The sequence below is a fragment of the Streptomyces sp. CLCI03 genome (assembly GCF_053615355.1).
Map to the genome: position 1 here is coordinate 7,830,569 of NZ_CM132132.1, position 17,376 is coordinate 7,847,944.

The following is a 17,376-nucleotide window of genomic DNA, read 5'->3' on the forward strand; positions in this document are numbered from 1 at the left end:
GTCAGCTCACCGCCCGACGAACGGCGTCCACGATGGTCGCGGGCTGGGGAAGCGCCGCTTCTTCGAGCTGCCGGGCATAGGGAATGGGGACCTCCGCGCTGCATACGCGCTGAACGGGGGCATCGAGCTCGTAGAACGCCTGCTCGGTGATGCGGGACGAGATTTCCGCGGCCAGGCTGCCGCTGCGCCATGCCTCGTCGACGATCACGGCCCGGTGGGTTCGGCCGACGGACGCCATGACGGTGGCGTCGTCGAGGGGGCGCAGGGTGCGTAGGTCCACGACCTCTGCGCTGATGCCCTCCCCGGCAAGGGTTTCCGCCGCGGCCATGGCCTTCGGCAGGGAGCCGCCGTACGTGATCACCGAGACGTCCGTACCCGGCCGGCGTACGGCCGCCGTGTCGAGATCGACGGCATCAACGGTGGCGTCCAGCGAGCCCTCCGCGTTGTAGAGACTGCCGTGTTCGAAGAGCAGCACCGGATCGGGGTCCGCGAGGGCGGCTGCGAGCATGTGGCGCGCGTCGTCGACCGTCGCGGGTGCCAGCACCCTGATGCCGGGGATGTGGGCGTACCAGCCTTCGAGGCTGTGGGAGTGCTGGGCGCCGAGCTGTCGGCCTGCCCCGGTGGTCATGCGGATCACGACGGGGACGCTCAGCTGCCCGCCCGACATGTGGAGCAGTGTGGCCGCGTTGTTGAGGATCTGGTCCAGGGCCAGGAGACTGAAATTGACGGTCATGATCTCGACCACGGGCCGCATCCCGCCGAGTGCGGCGCCGATGCCCGCGCCGACGAATCCGGATTCGGACAAAGGCGTGTCGCGGATACGGTCAGGTCCGAACTCTTCGAGCAGGCCCAGGCTGACGCCGAAGCATCCGCCGTACCGGCCCACGTCCTCGCCCATGAGGAAGACCCGTTCGTCCTGCAGCAGGGCTTCGCGTAGCCCCTCACGGAGCGCCTCCCGATAGGTGGTCGGCCGGGAAGTCCCGGTCGGTGCCTTCCGTGTGCTCATGCCGCGCCCCCGGTTTCGCTCGTGACGAAGCGGAGCAGGTCCGAGACCGGTTCGAGCGGGGCCTTCTCGGCCCGCTGTACGGACTGGTCGATCTCGGCGAGTACTTCCTTGTCGAGTTCTTCCATCACCCGGTCGTCGAGCTGCCCTTCGGAACGCATCAGTTCGGCCAGTCCTTTGAGGGGGTCGCGTCCCTTCCATTCCTCGATCTCGGACTTGGCCCGGTACCGGTCAGGGTCGTACATGGAGTGGGCGCGGAACCGGTAGGTCTGTGCCTCGAGGAAGTGCGGTCCGTTGCCTGCGCGCACGGACTCCGCCGCCCTGAGTGCGGCCGCTTCAACGGCGAGGACGTCCATGCCGTCGACCGTCCACGCGGGCATTCCGTAGGAGGCGGCACGCATGGCGAGGTTGGTCTGGGCGTGCTCCCGGGCCAGGCTCGTGCCCATGGCGTACAAGTTGTTCTCGCAGACCAGCAGCAGGGGTAGCCGCCACAGGGCCGCGAGGTTGGCCGTCTCGTGGAACTCGCCTTCGGCGAAAGCTCCGTCCCCGAAGAAACAGCAGGTGACGCGGGTGCTGCCGCGCATCCGGTCGGCGAGTGCGAGTCCGGCAGCCAGGGGCAGGCCGCCGGCCACGATCGCGTTGCCCCCGTAGAAGCGGTGCGTGGCGTCGAACAGGTGCATGGAGCCGCCGCGTCCGCGGCTGCAGCCGGTGGCCCTGCCGTACATCTCGGCCATCACGGCGTCGGCGGAAACTCCGCGAGCCAGGGCATGCCCGTGTTCGCGGTAGGTGGAGACCACCGCGTCCTCCTCGCGCAGTGCCTGGTTGACGCCCACGGCGACGGCTTCCTCACCGATGTAGAGGTGGACGAACCCACGGATCTTCGCGCCGCTGTAGAGCTCCACGCACCTTTCCTCGAACCGTCTGATGGCAAGCATCCGGCGGAGCAGGGACAGGTGGTGCCCGGGTGCGGGATGCCCGTCGGGAGTGCCGCGGGCGGCAGTGGCGGGTCCCTTCCTGTGCCCGCTCCTGCGTGCTGCGCTCCGGGCCTTTCCTTCGGGCTGCGGGGTGGTGCTGCTCATGGTTCCGCCTTCTCTCGCGAGCGGGTCATCCGGGGTTCTCCAGCGTGGACAGATCACCTTCGGGCAATCCCAGTTCCCGGGCGCGCAGCAGGCGGCGCATCACCTTGCCGCTGCGCGTCTTGGGGAGGTTCTGCTCGAACTCGATCTCTCTGGGCGCCACCGCGGGGCCCAGCCGCCTGCGTGCGAACGCCAGAAGTTCTCGCTTGAGGGACGCGTCGGGGGAGAGCCCGGGACGGAGGGAGACGTATGCCTTGACGACAGCTCCCACGACCGGGTCCGGGCGGCCGATCACACCGGCCTCCGCGACCGCGGGATGCTCCATCAGCGCGCTCTCCACCTCGAACGGTCCGATGAGGTGTCCTGCCGACTTGATGACGTCGTCGGCGCGGCCGACGAACCAGAACCACCCGTCCTCGTCGCGTTTCGCAAGATCGCCCGTGAGGTACCAGCCGTCTGCGAAGCACGCCCGGTAACGGGCCTCCTCGTTCAGATAGCCCCGGAACATGGAGGGCCAGCCCGGACGCAGCGCCAGCTCTCCCTCGACGCCCGCCCCGGTGATGACCCGAACGCGGCCTCCCGCGACCTCGGCGCGTCCGTCCTCGCCGCGTTCGAGCAACGCGGCCTCCACACCGGGCAGAGGCCGTCCCATGGAGCCGGGCCGGATGTCGCTGGCCGCGAAGTTGGCGATCATGATCGCCCCGGTCTCCGTCTGCCACCAGTTGTCGTGGATCGGCAGGCCGAGTACCTCCTGCCCCCACAGGACGGCTTCCGGGTTGAGCGGTTCACCCACGCTTGCGATGAAGCGCAGAGCCGACAGGTCGTACGGCCCGGGCAGATCTCGGGTGCCGTCCCTGGGGGTTGCACGCATGAGCATGCGGATGGCGGTCGGTGCCGTGTACCAGACGGTGACCCGATGGTTGTCGAGGATGCGGTACCAGCGGTGGACGTCGAAGTCCCCTTCGTCGACCACGACGGTCGCGCCGTGCGTGAGCGGGGCGATGATCCCGTACGAGGTACCGGTCACCCATCCCGGGTCCGCCGTACACCAGTACACGTCCTCCCGGCGCAGATCGAGCGCGAAGGCCGCCGTTACGTGGTGGGCCACAACCGCTTCGTGCACGTGGACCGCGCCCTTCGGGGTACCGGTCGTACCGCTGGTGAAGTGCAGCAGCGCTATGTCCTCCGGATCGGTGGCCGGCACCGTGTACTCCTCCGGAGCCTCGTCCATGAGTGCGGCGAAGGAGAGCGTGCCAGGCGGCGGATCGGTAACCGGACCCACGAGCAGGACATGGTCCAGATGAGGCAAGCGGTGCCTGTTCTCCTCGACCTTGCGCCGGTACAGCGCCTCGGTGGTGACAAGGACCCGGGCATCGCCCAGCTCCAGCCGCCGGCGCACGGGCTCGGGGCCGAAGGCCGAGAAGAGCGGGCACAGCACGCGTGCGCTGCGCAGCGTGCCCAAGACGGTCGTGTACAGCTCGGGGCAGCGGCCCAAGAGGGTGAAAACCCTCTCTTGTCGGTCCACGCCCAGGGAGGTGAGGACGTTGGCGAAGCGACCGGTGAGGCCTCCGAGCTCGGCGTAGGTGAGGCGGGTGACGGTGTCGTCGGGTGCGATGCAGCGGAGTGCTTCCTGCCCGCCCCGGCCTGCCGCCAGGTGCCGGTCGACGGCCTCGTAGCCGATGTTCAGCCCGCCTCCAGGCAGCCCGGACAGCAAGGACCTGGCCGTTTCCCAGTTGAAGTCCGCGCGGGCCCGCTCGTAGTCCTGGAGCATGAAGACGACACCGGGGCCGGGCTGCTTGCGGATGATCGAGTAATCCATGGCCGGGTCCTTCTCCTTGCCTTGGAACCATCAAGGAGACAGCGTCACGTCGGGTGACGGCCGTAAACGCAGCGAGCGGGCGTCGGCGATTCCCCCGGATGGGCGACACGGGACGTCGCCGTTACAGGGACATCCCGTAGGCGGTGCGGTGCGGTGGGGTGGGTAGGGAGCCATCGTGGGTGGCCGCCAGGCGGGAGGCGACTGCGACCACACCGTCCAGCTGGCTGGTGAGGTGGATCAGGACCGGAATCTGGCTCTGTTCCTCCAGCCGGCCCTCCAGCGTCACGATGCCGTCGACCACGTGGACGGTGACCGCATCGGCGCTCAGCCCCATCGTGTCCACGAGTATGTCCGCGACTACGCGGTGACGTATCTCCGAGTCCGGTCGCAGGAAGAGCCAGAGCAGGTCACGGCGGGTGACGATGCCGACGAGTCGGTCCTCGTCGTCCACGACCGGAAGTCGCTCGACGCCGCGGCGGGCCATCAGTCGGGCGGCTCCTGCCGCGGTCTCGTCCGCGTGAACCGTCACCGCCGGTGCGGACATGGCCTCACCAGCGGTGAAGGTCACCTCGGACGGGAATGGGGCCCCGCCCCGGCCGGTATCGGGCTCCTCGCCCACCGGTGCGTGATCGGCGGCTGCGAGGCCGATCAGGTCGCTCTCGGAGACGATGCCGAGCACCCGGTCCTCGTCGTCGAGGACCGGCAGTCCGCTGATGTCGTGCTGAGCGAGCAGCTTCGCGACATCCTTGAAAGGGGTGGACGTCATGACCGAGACGACCTCGTCGGTCATCAGGTCTCCGACCTTGATGTGCTTCATGAGGCACCTCCTGCCGTCACGGCGATCCACCCGGACGGGAACGCCGGAGGACGCCTAAAACCACGATCCGCCCCATGCCAAGAGACGAGGAGGGCCGAATGGTCCGGAGTCGGGCCCGATCGGACCTGCGCCGCACCTGCGGCGCGGGATTGCATGAACCAGGACCACCGGTCCCTGCCAGGTGAGAGCCCGACCCCTGGCGGCTCCCCGAGGAGGAACCATGGAAGGCACCACGAGCAGCTCGGAACTCGGCGCCGTCATCGTCGGCGTCGACGGCTCCGAACCGGCCCGCCAGGCAGCGATGTGGGCAGCGGCGGAGGCCGCACGTCGCGAGCGTCCGTTGCACATCGTGCACGGGTCCGACACCGACGGCCGGGTCCTCTACGTCTCGGCGAAGAGCATCGAAAGCGTCCGCCAGGCGGGCCGCGAACTGCTGGACGCCACGTCGGCCGCGGTCACGGAGCGGTTTCCCGGCCTGCAGGTCAACCCCGAGTTCAGCCGCAGGGCACCTGTCCCGAGCCTCCACCAAGCCGCGGGCCCCGATGACACCATCGTGGTCGGCAGCCGGGGGCTGGGCGGTTTCAGCTCCCTCATGCTCGGATCGGTCGGACTCAAGGTCGCAGCGGGAGCGAAGACGCCCGTCATCATCGTCAGAGGCACCGAGAACGGGGCTGAGACGGGTGCGGTGCTCGCCGCCGTCCGCGACGAACACGACCTCGACTGCGCACGGTACGCCGCACGCGAGGCACAGATCCGCGAGGGCTCGCTGCGGCTGTTGCACGTGTGGAACATCCTGCAGTCCGTCGGCGAGGTCGTGACCCTGCTCGACGACGTGGAGGAGATCGCCAACGAGGAGGTCCATCACCTGAACGCCGTGGCGGACCGGATCCGCGAGGAGTTCCCGGACCTGACCGTGCAGGTGGACGCGGACAAGAGCACGTCAGTGGCTTCTGTACTGGTTGAGGCCTCGCGCCAGGCGGACCTGCTGGTGATGGGCGGCCGACGGTCACCCAGCTACCTCGGGCCCACCCTCGGGCGGGTCACGCACAGCCTGGTCCACCATGCCCACTGCCCCGTACAGCTCATTCCGCGCCACACGGACAAGCACGGGAGCGAATCGTGAGCGACTCGGGCGAACACGAGGAGGTCGTCGTCGGCATCGACCCGGCCAGGGACTGGCATCTGCCCCTGGCCTGGGCGGTGGACGAGGCCGGGCGACGCCGGCTACGGCTGCGACTCGTCGTAGCCGTACCTCCCCAGCACGACACGCAACACGTCGACGACACGTCGCGCAGCATCGCCCTGCACCAGGAGGCCTCGGATGCCCTCGGCGCGGCTGCCGCCTGGAGCAGGGAGCGACACCCGGAGGTCGAATCGGTCGTGGATCTCGTCGAGGGGTTCCCCGCCCCGGAGATCGGTCGCCTGTCGAGGCGGGCCCGCATGATCGTGCTCGGCTCCCGTCACCTGAGCCGGACTTCGGAGTTCCTCAGCGCCGGTTCCCTGGTTGTTCCCGTCAGCGCCCAGGCGCAGTGTCCGGTCATTGTCGTGGGCGACGCCGAGCACGTCACGCAACAGCCGCCCTACCTGGTGGTGGGCATTGACGGGAGCGATTCCTCGAAGGCGGCCCTCGCGCTGGCATTCGAAGAGGCCGACCTCAGGGGGGCCAGGCTGCGTGCCGTGTCGGTGTGGGAGCCCCCGCTCTTCCTGCACCACGACGAGGAGGCCGCGCTCCAAGGGCAACGACGCATGCTGTCCGAGACGACGGCAGGCTGGTCGCAGGAGTACCCGGACGTCGTGTTGACGCACGAGGTGCTGTCCGGGCACCCGGTGGAGGAGCTCGCCGGTGCCGCCGAGCACGCCCTCGCCGTGGTCGTGGGCCGTCGTGGCAAGGGAGGTTACACGGGCATGCGACTCGGATCGGTTGTCCACGGGCTGCTGCACCGGGCGCACTGCCCGGTGATCACGGTCCCCGTGCGGTGAGGACTGCGTGACGACGCCCGCAGTCGGGTGCACCGAGCATCGGAGCGGTACGACGAAGCCGAACCGGAACCCGAGATCGGACAGCGCTGAGCCTTCAGGCGGTACTCACCGAGGGACGGTCTGCGTGACGCGCCACAGCCGCCGGGGGAGGCCGCCTTCCTCGAAGGCGGCGACCTCGACCAGAGTCCAGCTTCCGGCGAGGGCGTCGACCAGGTCGCGGGAGAAGAAGTGGACGGCGAAGCCACCGTGTTCCCAGATGTCGTCTCCGTGCCCGGCACCGGCCTGGTAGTGGGCGTCCCCAGTGTGGCGGACGGTGTAGACGAACACTCCGCCCGGCCGCAGTACCCGTCGCACCTCGGCGACCAGGGCGTGGATCTCCTGGGTGGACAGTGCCATGCAGAGCAGCATGTGGGCGAACACGGCATCCACCGAGGCGTCCGCGAGCGGCAGAGGATCGCGGACGTCGTGGACCGCTGTGGTGACCCGCTCCGTGACGTCCTGGGCCGCGGCGGCTTCACGCAGCTGTTCCAGACCCACTGGGCTGAAGTCGGTGGCCAACACGGAGAATCCCTGGCGGGCAAAGTACAGCGCGTCACGGCCATGGCCGGCACCCAGCTCCAGCACCTTCCGGGCGCCGGCGGCCCCGAAGACGGCAGCGGCGTGGATCGCCGGATCGGATGGCTCCTCCCCGTACATGCCGGGATGTCGGCCGTAGGTCTGCTGCCAGTGCGCACGCTGAACGTCGCCCAGCCCCTGCTCCCGCTCCGACATGCTGACGCCCTCCTCACCAAGGTCGGCGTCGCCTCAATCGGCCCGCGAGGCCACCCTAGAGGGACACCATGTCGTCACCGCGCCCACCCGCTGTGCCACGGCCGTCATTGCTGTCGGCACTCGGCTTCCGGCACAACTTCTGTGGTGAAGAGCCGACTCTTGCGGTGGCGCCCGGGGCGGGCAGGCGTGCCCATTGGGCGCCTTCGTTCGGGTCCTCCCGTCTGGAGGCGGACACGGCCCTGAGCATAGGACTAACGGCCCTGGTTGCGACCCCGACCAGCCCATGCCCGGACGACTGGGCCGACGGACAGTGAGGACATGGGGGACATGCCCTGCGGGCCGTGTCCCAGACCATCGCAACAGGAGCGTGAGCCATGTTCTGGTACGACCACGGAATGGGCGGCTGGGGCTGGGTCGCCATGACGTTCAGCATGGTCCTCCTCGTGGCCCTGGCCGTCGCGGGAGTCACACTGCTCCTCCGCAGCGTCGACCGCTTCCCCTCGGGCCCAGTGCAGCCCCCGGCTGCGCCTTCCGCCGAGCAGGTGCTCGCCGAACGGTTCGCCCGAGGCGAGATCGACGAAGAAGAGTACGAACAACGTCTGACCGCACTGCGCGCGCACGGGCCAGGGCATGGCCGGCCGGGTCCGGGAGAGACCTGAACCCTCCCTCGGGGACGGTACAGGCTGCGACAGGCGGCGTGCGGTTATCGCGATCCTCCATACGGAGGGCGGGCGGAGGCAGGCCGCAGATGAAGGGTCGCGATAGCGAGTCTGTAGGCGGGGAGTTGGCCCACCGGCCCCAGGAAGGGCCCACCGGCCCCTCCTGGAGGCCGACCGACCGGCCAGACAGACTGAGAACAGCGAAGGCAGCGCATTCCATGGATCCGGCGGTTGCGTTCGCGCGGCACGACGCGCGCCCGCGGACACGATCAGCACCCCCGAGAGGAGGGGGCGACGAAGGGGTTGGTGGCAGGGATGGGTTCGTACGTGTACGACTTCAACGAGGGCGGCCGGGGCATGGCCGCGCTCCTCGGAAGTAAGGGCGCGAATCTCGCGGAGATGACGTGCCTGGGATTGCCGGTTCCGCCAGGCTTCACCATCACCACCGATGCCTGCCGTGCCTTCCTGGCCACCGGTGAGCCGCCGGAGGGCTTGGAAGGCGAGGTCAGCGAGCACTTGGCGGCGGTGGAGCAGGCTGCCGGCAAGAGGCTGGGGCAGGTGGACAACCCGCTTCTACTGTCGGTCAGGGCGGGTGCCGGGCACTTCATGCCGGGTACGACGGAGACCATCCTGGACATCGGCCTGAATGACGTGTCCGTGCTGGGACTGGCCAGGGTGCCCGACCGGGACAGGTTCGGCTGGGATTCCTACCGACGTCTTGTGCAGATGTTCGGCAGTACGGCCATGGGTGTCGAAAGTTCACTGTTCGAAGACGTGCTCCGGCGAATTGAGCTGCAGCACCAGGTCGCGGACGACTCAAGGCTGGACACCTGCGACCTCATACGGGTTGTCGAAACGTTCAAGGACCTCATTCTCGAACGCACGGGGCGGGCGTTTCCGCAGGACCCGGCCGAGCAGCTGTGGCAGGCGGTCCTCACCGCGTGCCGGTCCGGAACGGCGGTCACCGTCCAGAGCATGGTCTTCGGCAATCTCGGAGCCGACTCCGGCAGTGGCGTCGTGTTCAGCCGGGATCCGACCGCCGGGCGTACCGGGCTGTACGGCAAGTACCTGCCGAACGCGCAGGGCGAGGAAGTCGTCTCGGGCGTCCGCAACAGCTTGCCGCTTCAGGAGCTGGCCACGCTGGACCCGGCCTCGTTCGATCGCCTGTCCACGTACGTGGAGCAGCTGGAAGAGCACTACCGCGATGCGTGCGACATCGAGTTCACGATCGAACACGGCACCCTGTGGCTGCTCGAAACCCATGTGGGCCGGCGCGCGAAGTAGCCGCACCGTCGCCTCACTCCTACCTGGCGACGGAACCGTCGGCGGCGGGCCCCGGCCGAGGATGCCTGTCCGCCCGCCTCGTGAGCGGGGCGGCTACGGTGCGAGCGCGATGCCGATGTCCGGCGATCGCTGGAGCGTGTTGTGGACGGTGCAGTGTGAGGCGACGGCGAGAAGGCCCGCGCGCCGCTCTTCGGGCAGCTGCGGCGGCGGCACGATCACCATGCGCACCGCGGTTACCCGGGCGGGGCGGTCGGTGGCCATGACGAATTCCGCCCGCACGCCCAGCCCGTCGCACGGCATGCCGTGGCGGAGCAGGCAGCGCCCCGCGTAGAAGGCGACACACGTAGCCAGGGACGCTGCGAACAGCTCGGTCGGTGTGGGCGCGGTGTCCGCCCCGCCCGCGTCCGTGGGCTGGTCGACACGGAGGCGGTGCCCGCGCACGTCGACCACGTAGACGCACCCTCGACGTGGGTGACATCGAGCTGGTGAGCCTCTCCGGGCAGCCGCTTACCAGTCCCCTGAACACGCCGAGGGCCCGGTCACACCAGCCCTTTGAACTGGGGCTTCAAGTTGGCGGAGGCTCAGTGGGCCCGCGCCCTGCGCCCGAAGGGCGGCCGTTGCTGATCTGCGGGGACTTCAACCTGGCGCCCCGACAGGAGGACGGCGTCTACGGCGACGAAGTCAGCGGTTTCACGGCCGATGCTGAGCGCAAGGCCCTGGAGCAACTACTCGACTCCGCTGGCCTGGTGGAAACCACCAAGGGCGAGGGCGACCCAACGTTCACCTTCGAGCGGACGTTCTCCGGCCGGCTCAGCCGATTCCGGTGCGATCTGGCCCTACTCAGCGACCACCTGGCGCCCGAGACTCGCATCACCACGGACGGCACGGTGCGGACTGGAGAGCGGGCGTTCACGGACCACTCCGCACTGCTACTCGATCTCCCGGTCACGCCCGATGCGGCGGACCCGCCGGAAGACGTCCTGTTCTCGATCGGGGAGCTGACCGGTGCCGATCCGGCTCCCGGCGTGCACCGGGCTTACCAGCCGCACAAGACAGCCATGAGCCGCCAGGGCCCGTCCCCTGCTGCCCTGGCCGTGACGGCCACGCTGACCGGCCCGCTCGGTGTGTCGACGCTGCTGGACCACGGGTGCGGACGGGGAGCGGACGTGGCGCACTACCGGTCCGTCGGGCTGGAAGCGGACGGCTACGACCCTCATGCGGACTTCGGGTGGCCGCGGCCCGAGCGCGGCGGGTACGACCTGGTGACCCAGGCGTTCGTCCTGAACGTGCTGCCCAACCCCTGGGGAAGCGTTCGTGCCCTCCAGGACGCCGCATCGTTCGTACGGCCTGGAGGGCACGTGTTGGTGGTGACTCGCTCACCCGAGGAGATCACGAAGGCGGTGGCTGCCGGGGGCTGGGCTCGACATCATGACGGCTTCTGGTCCAGCGAGGGCAGGGGGACCTTCCAGCGCGGCATCAGCTCCGAGGAGGCGGTGCTGCTCGGCAGGGTGGCGGGCTAGGCAGTGTCCGGGCGGTGGGTGCGACCGATCAGCGGGGCGGGGTCGGCCAGGAGTCCCGGGTGAGCTGCTCGAGGAGGTCGACCGTGTCCGTGATGTCTGCGAGGAGCGTCCGAGTGCGGGTCTGACTGGCAGTGGCCGCGATCTCGGTGCGCCGGGCGTTGACGACATCAGGGTCGTTGTCGACGTAGGTGACGGACACGGTGTGCCGGCGCCGTTGCACGACCTCGTGGGTGTTCTGGGACAGGAGCGGATCGGCGGAGCCGTGCTGGCCGTTCGCCGGATACCCGCACCCGAGGTCCAGGATTTGCGTCATCCCACGCTGCGCGAGGGCGTGGGTCATGAGCAGGTGGTGTTCGCGGTTGATCCTGGCTGCCTCAGGTTGGCGCGGGAAGACGTTCCTGACTGCGCGCGCGACGTCCTGATCGCCTTCGTGGGGGGTTCGTGTCCCGAGCCAGACAGCGGACAGTCTGGAGGAGCTGGTCTGCGGGGGCACCGGTTTCGCCATGGGTAGACGTTCATCGGCGAGGCTCACGCCGTCGTCCTCTCGCACGTGCGGTCGGGTCTGGGGTCGGCTCGTACCCTGCAACCGCCGCCGGGACGTAGTAGCCCGGACCGTAGGGTCCATGCGCGTCGAACCGGAGGGTCCCCTCGCCCGCGAGGAACCTCAGCGCGCGCTGTACGTGGTGGGGAAGAAGTCCGAACTCCGTGCCGAGCAGACCAGTAGGCAGAGCCTGCTCCGGCGCGTAGTGGCCGTCGCGGATCCGGTCGCGGACGGCACCGTGTAGGGCCCTATCGCGGGGGTGAGGGTCCCGCGGGTGCAGCCGTACCGGCAGAGTCCCGGTGTGGAGAACGATCTCGCCCCGGGCGTCCAGGCGCAGGAGACCTTGGAGCACATGCTTCTCCGGCAGCCCCAGGGCCCTGGCCAATTGCTTGGTACTCGGGAGAGACACGCCTGGCGGGTACGTGGTGGTGACGTGTCGGTGCACGATGACGCAGGCGCGGTCGAGGACCCGCAGGCTCTCTGGCCGCAGCGCAGCGGAAGAAGCGGCGTTCATACCGAGGCCGCTGGAGGCGTGATAGCTGCAGGCCCTTCGGACCGTTGCCTGGACCACCTGGTTGGGGCGGAGCCCGCTGACCTGTCGTCGGCGGCCAGCTCCGAGGCCGTGTCGGAGAGAGTCGGGTTCAGGACCTCGTCAACGACCTCTCCCGTCATCCAGGGCAGTCGGCGCAGAAGGCCAAGGTCATGGGTGTTGAGGCGCAGTCGGTCGTGGACCTCGCGGAGGAGGAAGCGTGCTCGCGAGCGAGTCTGTTCGGTGAGCCCCGTCCGGATCTGGCGGGAGTCGCGGTCCGTGAGCGAGCCGAGGGCCACCGCCATGCTGGCGGCCAGCGGCCGGACGTCGCGCGGGTCGAGGGCGTCGTCGAGGACACGAATGAGGGCGTCCCACAGTCGGCTGTCCTCGCCGGTGATGTCCTCGTATCGCGAGACTGCGAGTGCGCGCAGCAGACGCCAGGCCATCGCTTCCGCCTCAGGGGCGGTGAAGGGTCCGGGCGTGCGCCCCGGTGCCCGCCCGTGGAGGCGGAGAGGGTAAGCAGGATTGCGGTGCGGCGATCGGGAGCGACAGACCCACGGAAACTCCTCGGGCAGAAATGGATGTCGGGTGCCGGCAATGGGTGGGGGGAGCCGGCGGTCACCAAAGGCGGGCAGCGTCACCAGTGATCGGTCCTGGCGTGTGCGATCGTGCGAGTGCTTTCGGTGCGAGCTGCACAGGCAGGATGTTCGGCGATCGGTAGGTAGGCGCTGATGACCTTCCCCTTCCCGTCGGGTCTGGGGGAGGCACTCCAGTGGGCGGTCAACTGCGTGACGATGGAGAGCCCGCGGCCGTGCCCGCCAGGGTGCCAGGGAGGGTGACCTTTGGAATCGGGGGCGCGGGATGGGGGTCCGCTACCTGGGCGATCAGAGCTTCTCCGGGGACCAGGGGAGAGACACCTTCCGGGCCCGTACAAGCTCCTCGCGTGGTTGATGGCCGGCTGTGGGCTGCGTATTGGCGAGGCGTGCGCAGTGACGCTCCAGCAGTTCGACTTCGAGGCAGGGCTGATCTTCGTGGACCGTCAGGTCACGCAGGACGGCGAGAACGAGGAGCCGAGAACCGCTGTCCAGAAGGCGATCACGAAGGGCCGGGGACGGGCCCACTGCGTAAGGCACCTCAAGTGGCGTGACTTGGACGAGGGTCGAGCGGTTCCGCTGCCACCCAGCATCGCTGCCAGAGTGCAGGAGCACGTCCAGCGGTATGGAACGCTTCGCGTCAGAGATGCGGTGAACCGGCTCCCGGGCGACTACCTCTTCTCGAACGTCGGGGGCACCAACATCCTCATGTACTCGCTCGTCGACCGTCTGTGGCGGAAGGCCAGGCAGAGCGCGGGCGTCACAAGGACGATCACCCCGCATTGGCTGCGCCACTTCTTCGCCTCGGCGGGACTGTCCAAGGGCGTACCGGTGACGGACATGGCCGAGTGGCTCGGGCATCGGGATCCACGCATCACCCACGAGACGTACGCGCACGTGATGCCCGACGCCCCGGGACGACTGAGGGCCCTGATGGATTCGGTCTTCACGCGCGAGACCGAGCTGAGCCTGCCGCTCGAGTTCGAGGCCGTGGTCCAAGCGGCCTGACGCCCGGTGGAGCCATCGCGATGCGCCGATCCGATCCGCCTATGAATGACCGAGTTCAACGCTGCTTAGTCAGCACCGAACCAGCACGGGAGTCGGCACAGGGGGGTGCAAAACGGGCTGATCCACGCGTTTGCGGCAGGCGTCGACCGGGGGTTCCGGAAGCCTTCAAGGTGTCCAAAGCGGCGATGTGGTGGTCGAGGACACAAGGTGGTGCCTGAATGTGATGCCCCGCCACATACGCTGCCGACCTGCGGGCTTCTACGGTGTGGCCACACCAAACGTCCCCGCAGACCCCGGAAGTGGTGCACATGACCTCCCCCGCAACAACCGCACCATCGTCAACCGGAATCCGCCGAGTCGTCGCAGCGAGCCTGATCGGCACCACCATCGAGTGGTACGACTTCTTCCTCTACGGGTCGGCCGCCGCACTCGTCTTCAACGAGCTGTTCTTCCCCGGCAGCGAGCCCCTCGTCGGCACCCTCCTCGCGTTCCTGACCTATGCGATCGGCTTCGCGGCCCGCCCGCTCGGCGGGCTGGTCTTCGGCCACTACGGGGACCGGATCGGGCGGAAGCGGTTGCTCGTCCTCAGCCTGCTCCTCATGGGCGGCGCCACCTTCGCCATGGGCCTGCTCCCCACCCACGCGAGCATCGGCGTCGGCGCCCCGATCCTCCTCACCCTCCTGCGCCTGATCCAAGGGTTCGCGCTCGGCGGCGAGTGGGGCGGGGCGGTACTGCTGGTCTCCGAGCACGGAGACGACGCGAGCCGCGGTTTCTGGGCCTCCTGGCCGCAGGCCGGCGCGCCAGGAGGCAACCTGCTGGCCACCGGGGTGCTGGCCGTCCTGGCCGCCGTGCAGTCCGACGCGGCCTTCCTCGCCTGGGGCTGGCGGGTCCCCTTCCTGCTCTCCGGGGTGCTGGTGATGATCGGCCTGTGGATCCGGGTGTCGGTCTCGGAGTCCCCGGTCTTCCTGGAGGCGCAGGCCAGAGCCGCGGAGCAGGCCGCCGCCGGGGCCAAGGCCAAGCCGCCCGTGGCCGAGGTGTTCCGGACGAACTGGCGCGGGGTCCTGACCGCGATCGGCACCCGCCTCGGCGAGAACATCTCGTACTACGTCATCACCGCCTTCCTCCTCGTCTACGTCACCAGCCACCTCGGGCTGCCCAAGAGCGACGGCCTGAACGCCGTACTCATCGGCTCCGCCGTCCACTTCGTGACCATCCCGGCCTGGGGCGCGCTGTCCGACCGGATCGGGCGCCGCGTCGTCACCCTCATCGGCTCGGTGGGCATGATCGGCTGGGCCTTCGCGTTCTTCGCGCTGCTCGACTCCAAGTCCTTCCCGGTGATCGCCGTGGCCGTGACCGTCGGGCTGCTCCTGCACGGCGCGATGTACGGACCGCAGGCGGCCTTCATCTCCGAGATGTTCGCCACCGAAGTCCGGTACTCCGGCGCCTCGATGGGTTCCCAGCTGGCCTCCATCATCGGTGGCGCGCTGGCCCCGATCATCGCCGTGGCCCTGCTGCGCGACTACGACTCGTCCCTGCCCGTGTCGATCTACCTCGCCGCCGCGGTCGCGGTCACCACGCTGACGGTCCTGGTGGCCAAGGAGACCCGCGGGCGTAGCCTGACCCGGGAACACCGGCCGCTACGGGCCCCGGTCCCGGCCACCCGTCGGGCCGGACACGATGCGGTGCCGGCCGACAACTGACCTTCCGGGCGTGGGCGGCGCCGGCTCGAACGGCGCCGCCCACACCGGCGTCGAGCAGCACGGAGAGCACCCGATGCCCACCACCGAAGACAGCGGGACCCGCGGTACCGCCGAGTTCACCGGCACCCGCACCGGCACCGGCACCGGCGCGCTGTCGCGGCTGCGCACCCTCCTGGACCTGCTGGACCGGGGTGCGCCCGTCGAGGCCTTCCAGGATCCCGAACTCTCCGACCCGGACGCGGACTCGGACGTGGACGCGGCGGTGGTCGCCGACGCGACCCGCGTCGCGCTCCGCATCCGCCGCACCCTCGGCCAGCACCGCCGCCGCGAAGTCGAACTCGCCGCCCTCTTCGACACGGCCGGGGACCTCGCCCGGCTGCGTGAGCCGGACGCCGTGCTGAAGGCCATCGTCCACCGGGCCAAGCTGCTCCTCGGCACGGACGTGACGTACCTGTCCCTCAACGACGAGGAGGCGGGTGACACGTACATGCGGGTGACGGACGGCTCGGTCTCCGCCGCGTTCCAGCAGGTGCGCCTGGGGATGGGGGAGGGGCTGGGCGGACTGGTCGCCGAGACCGCCCGCCCGTACTCCACCGGCGACTACCGCGACGACCGGCGTTTCCGGCACACCACGACCATCGACACCGCCGTCACCGAGGAGGGCCTCCGCGCCATCCTCGGCGTGCCGCTGCGCCTGGGCACCCGGGTGATCGGCGTCCTCTACGCGGCCGACCGCACCGCCCGTACCTTCACCCCCGACGAGGTCGCCCTGCTGTCCTCGCTCGCCGACCACGCCGCCATCGCCATCGACGGCGCCCGCCTGCTGGACGAGACGCGCACCGCACTCGTCGAACTGAACGCGGCCTCGCGCACCATCGAGGCGCACAACGAGGCCATGCGCCGTGCCGAGGACGCCCACGACCGGCTCACCGACCTGGTGCTGCGCGGCGGCGACGTCACCGACGTGGCCACCGCCATCGGCACCGTTCTCCAGGGCGGCACCCTCGTCCACGACGCCGAAGGGGCCGAACTCGCCCGGGCGGGCACCGACCCGCGGCCCCCGTCCGCCGAGGCCGTCACCGCCTCGCGGACCGGCGGTCGCGCCGTCTTCGTCCACGGAACGTGGGTGTGCGCGGTCCTCGCCGGGCAGGAACTGCTCGGCAGCATCGCCTTGACCGGCCGCGCCGACCTCGACGACGCCGACCGCCGGCTGTTCGAGCGCGCCAGCCTGGTCACCGCCCTGCTGCTGCTCCTGCGCCGCTCGGTCGCCGAGACCGAGGACCGGATCCGGGGCGAACTCCTGGGCGACCTCCTCACCCGGGCCGCCGACCCGGCCGGCCTGTCCGCGCGCGCCCGCCGGCTCGGCGTCGACCTGGGCCGGCCGCACGCGGTGTTCGTCCTGCACAGCACGGCCGTCCCCCGGGCCCGCCTCCTGGCCGCCGCCGCCCGTATCGCCCAGGCCCGCAAGGGACTCGCCGGGCCGCACCGCGAGGACGTCGTCCTCGTCTGCGCCGCCGAGGCCCCCGGCGCCGGCCCCGGACCCGGCCCCGGACCCGCCGCCGCCGGCCTCGCGGGCGAGCTGCGTCAGGCCCTCGCCGCTCCCGTCACCGTCGGAGCCGCCGGTCCGGTCAGCGGTCCCGCGGAGTTCGCCGACGCCTACGCCGAGGCCCGCCGCTGCCGGACCGCACTGTGCGCCCTGGGCCGCGAAGGCACCGGCGCCGCCCTCCACGACCTGGGCTTCCTCGGCGTGCTGCTCGGCGACCAGACGGATCTGGGCGGCTACGTACGGCAGACGCTCGGCCCCGTGCTCGCGTACGACACGAAGCGCGGCACCGACCTCACCCACACCCTGCGGGCCTACTTCGACGCGGGCGCCAGCCGGTCCCGCGCCGCCGAGGCCCTCCACGTGCACGTCAACACCGTCGTACAGCGCCTGGAGCGCATCGGCAGCCTCCTCGGCACGGACTGGCAGCGCCCGGAACGGGCACTGGAACTCCAACTCGCGCTGCGGATCCATCAGGTGAACGGCCACGACGCTCCCGACCCGGGAGACTTCGCGGCGTAGCCCGCGCCGGC

At 69.9% G+C, this 17,376-nt stretch carries 16 protein-coding genes and 1 pseudogene; 9 read left to right on the top strand and 8 right to left on the bottom strand.

Translation table 11 applies throughout. The features are described 5' to 3' along the window. Position 1: 1 nt before the first annotated feature. The 4 genes from ACWG52_RS36265 to ACWG52_RS36280 all read right to left on the bottom strand — a co-directional run bounded on the left by ACWG52_RS36265 (position 2) and on the right by ACWG52_RS36280 (position 4,715). Positions 2-1,006 (bottom strand): alpha-ketoacid dehydrogenase subunit beta, encoded by a 1,005-nt coding sequence (locus ACWG52_RS36265; RefSeq protein WP_329096246.1) that lies wholly within the window; start codon positions 1,004-1,006, stop codon positions 2-4. After that, entirely contained in the window at positions 1,003-1,905 is a 903-nt protein-coding gene (gene pdhA, locus ACWG52_RS36270; protein ID WP_314245525.1) for a pyruvate dehydrogenase (acetyl-transferring) E1 component subunit alpha, read from the bottom strand. Before pdhA ends, ACWG52_RS36265 begins: the two co-directional genes overlap by 4 nt. A gap of 202 nt (positions 1,906-2,107) precedes the next feature. After that, positions 2,108-3,898, bottom strand: a complete 1,791-nt coding sequence (gene acsA, locus ACWG52_RS36275; protein WP_453127098.1) for an acetate--CoA ligase — start codon at positions 3,896-3,898, stop codon at positions 2,108-2,110. Positions 3,899-4,019: 121 nt separating this feature from the next. Next, on the bottom strand, positions 4,020-4,715 hold the full coding sequence (locus tag ACWG52_RS36280; protein WP_389806710.1) for a CBS domain-containing protein: 696 nt from the start codon (positions 4,713-4,715) through the stop codon (positions 4,020-4,022). Between the two features lie 220 nt (positions 4,716-4,935). On the opposite strand from ACWG52_RS36280, the gene ACWG52_RS36285 reads away from it, so the two are divergent. Both ACWG52_RS36285 and ACWG52_RS36290 read left to right on the top strand, forming a co-directional pair. Continuing rightward, the gene (locus ACWG52_RS36285) at positions 4,936-5,838 is read left to right on the top strand and encodes a universal stress protein (RefSeq protein ID WP_033223219.1); all 903 of its coding nucleotides are present in this window, start codon (positions 4,936-4,938) and stop codon (positions 5,836-5,838) included. Beyond that, positions 5,835-6,695, top strand: a complete 861-nt coding sequence (locus ACWG52_RS36290; RefSeq protein ID WP_453127101.1) for a universal stress protein — start codon at positions 5,835-5,837, stop codon at positions 6,693-6,695. Before ACWG52_RS36285 ends, ACWG52_RS36290 begins: the two co-directional genes overlap by 4 nt. A 105-nt stretch (positions 6,696-6,800) precedes the next feature. On the opposite strand, the gene ACWG52_RS36295 is transcribed toward ACWG52_RS36290, so the two are convergent. Next, positions 6,801-7,466, bottom strand: a complete 666-nt coding sequence (locus ACWG52_RS36295) for a class I SAM-dependent methyltransferase (protein WP_389806708.1) — start codon at positions 7,464-7,466, stop codon at positions 6,801-6,803. A gap of 374 nt (positions 7,467-7,840) precedes the next feature. Here ACWG52_RS36295 and ACWG52_RS36300 point away from each other — a divergent pair, with 374 nt between their 5' ends. Together ACWG52_RS36300 and ACWG52_RS36305 are read left to right on the top strand one after the other, a co-directional pair. After that, positions 7,841-8,125 (top strand): SHOCT domain-containing protein, encoded by a 285-nt coding sequence (locus ACWG52_RS36300; protein WP_389806707.1) that lies wholly within the window; start codon positions 7,841-7,843, stop codon positions 8,123-8,125. 315 nt (positions 8,126-8,440) lie between these two features. After that, positions 8,441-9,400 (top strand): annotated as a pseudogene (locus tag ACWG52_RS36305) (PEP/pyruvate-binding domain-containing protein); the annotation flags it as partial. Between the two features lie 102 nt (positions 9,401-9,502). Here ACWG52_RS36305 and ACWG52_RS36310 read toward each other — a convergent pair. Next, entirely contained in the window at positions 9,503-9,859 is a 357-nt protein-coding gene (locus ACWG52_RS36310) for an OsmC family protein (RefSeq protein WP_453127103.1), read from the bottom strand. A 167-nt stretch (positions 9,860-10,026) separates the two neighbouring features. Between ACWG52_RS36310 and ACWG52_RS36315 the strand changes: the two genes are divergently transcribed. Beyond that, the gene (locus ACWG52_RS36315) at positions 10,027-10,929 is read left to right on the top strand and encodes a methyltransferase domain-containing protein (protein ID WP_453127105.1); all 903 of its coding nucleotides are present in this window, start codon (positions 10,027-10,029) and stop codon (positions 10,927-10,929) included. Between the two features lie 28 nt (positions 10,930-10,957). On the opposite strand, the gene ACWG52_RS36320 is transcribed toward ACWG52_RS36315, so the two are convergent. Continuing rightward, the gene (locus ACWG52_RS36320; RefSeq protein WP_390137404.1) at positions 10,958-11,554 is read right to left on the bottom strand and encodes an SAM-dependent methyltransferase; all 597 of its coding nucleotides are present in this window, start codon (positions 11,552-11,554) and stop codon (positions 10,958-10,960) included. Between ACWG52_RS36320 and ACWG52_RS36325 the strand changes: the two genes are divergently transcribed. Further along, on the top strand, positions 11,553-11,714 hold the full coding sequence (locus ACWG52_RS36325) for a hypothetical protein (RefSeq protein WP_389806703.1): 162 nt from the start codon (positions 11,553-11,555) through the stop codon (positions 11,712-11,714). The genes ACWG52_RS36320 and ACWG52_RS36325 overlap by 2 nt on opposite strands. Positions 11,715-11,980: 266 nt before the next feature. Here ACWG52_RS36325 and ACWG52_RS36330 read toward each other — a convergent pair whose 3' ends face one another. Next, complete coding sequence (locus ACWG52_RS36330) at positions 11,981-12,445, bottom strand: hypothetical protein (RefSeq protein ID WP_453127107.1); 465 nt, start codon at positions 12,443-12,445, stop codon at positions 11,981-11,983. 396 nt (positions 12,446-12,841) lie between these two features. On the opposite strand from ACWG52_RS36330, the gene ACWG52_RS36335 reads away from it, so the two are divergent. The 3 genes from ACWG52_RS36335 (at position 12,842) to ACWG52_RS36345 (ending at position 17,365) form a co-directional block, all read left to right on the top strand. Further along, positions 12,842-13,600, top strand: a complete 759-nt coding sequence (locus tag ACWG52_RS36335; RefSeq protein ID WP_453127109.1) for a tyrosine-type recombinase/integrase — start codon at positions 12,842-12,844, stop codon at positions 13,598-13,600. Positions 13,601-13,908: 308 nt separating this feature from the next. Beyond that, positions 13,909-15,300 carry an MFS transporter gene (locus ACWG52_RS36340; RefSeq protein ID WP_390137409.1) on the top strand — a complete coding sequence of 464 codons (1,392 nt, stop codon included), beginning with the start codon at positions 13,909-13,911 and terminating at the stop codon, positions 15,298-15,300. 73 nt (positions 15,301-15,373) lie between these two features. Next, positions 15,374-17,365 (top strand): helix-turn-helix domain-containing protein, encoded by a 1,992-nt coding sequence (locus ACWG52_RS36345; protein WP_453127111.1) that lies wholly within the window; start codon positions 15,374-15,376, stop codon positions 17,363-17,365. Positions 17,366-17,376: the final 11 nt, after the last annotated feature.